We start from the raw sequence: 932 nt of genomic DNA on the forward strand, positions 1-932 counted from the left end.
CGACGAGCCAACATCAGCGCTCGATCCTGAGCTTGTTGGTGAAGTTCTTAAAGTCATGCACAGCTTGGCCGACGAAGGGAGAACCATGATTGTGGTAACCCACGAAATGGCCTTTGCCCGCGATGTTTCATCACAGGTCGTATTTCTGCATGAAGGCCGCATTGAAGAACAAGGTAATCCTAAAAAAGTATTTGAAGATGCTGACTCCGAACGTGTGAGACAGTTTCTTCAACCGAAGTACTAGTTATCAGTACACAATCACTGACCTCATCAAGCGTCATTGACTGAGCTCGTAAAGAGTCATTAACGGAAGTAATCAAGAGTCATTAACGGAAGTAATCAAGAGTCATTAACGGAACTCGTAAAGAGTCACTATAAACAATAAGGGGAAATCCTCATGAAAAAACTATCGCTATTTCTAGGTTGTGTCCTAGCTGCAACAAGCAGTCTTGGCTTCGCTGCAGACAAACTTAAACTGGCTGTTGATGTCCCATATGAGCCTTTCGAATACAAAGCGCCAGATGGCACACTCACTGGCTTCGAAATTGATCTGGGCAACGCGGTTTGTGCTGAAATCAAAGCAGAGTGCGAATGGGTTATTCAAGCTTGGGACGGTATCATTCCCGGCCTTCTAGCGCGTAAATACGACGCTATCTTTTCTTCTATGTCGATCACTCCAGAGCGTGCAGAAAAAGTATTGTTCTCTGACGGTTACTACAATACGCCGTCCGCATGGTTCGGTAAGAAAGGCATGGATCTAGACGTTACGAACAAAGACGCGCTTAAGGGCAAGCGTGTAGGTGTTCAGCGAGGAACACTTCAAGATGATTACGTCACTAACCAAGTTGGCGCTGATGTTGTTGATATCAAGCGATACACGACTGCTGACGATCTAGTTCTTGATTTGACAGGCGGCCGTGTAGATCTAGTTT

Annotated in this window: 1 protein-coding gene and 1 pseudogene; both read left to right on the forward strand. The window is 45.6% G+C overall.

Going from position 1 to position 932, the window contains the following annotated elements; genetic code table 11:
- Nucleotides 1-244 (forward strand): annotated as a pseudogene (locus A3751_RS20410) (histidine/lysine/arginine/ornithine ABC transporter ATP-binding protein); the annotation flags it as partial.
- Between the two features lie 153 nt (nt 245-397).
- A partial coding sequence (locus A3751_RS20415) for a transporter substrate-binding domain-containing protein (protein WP_068458714.1) occupies nt 398-932 on the forward strand: 535 nt, incomplete at its 3' end.

This window comes from Oleiphilus sp. HI0080, assembly GCF_001635135.1.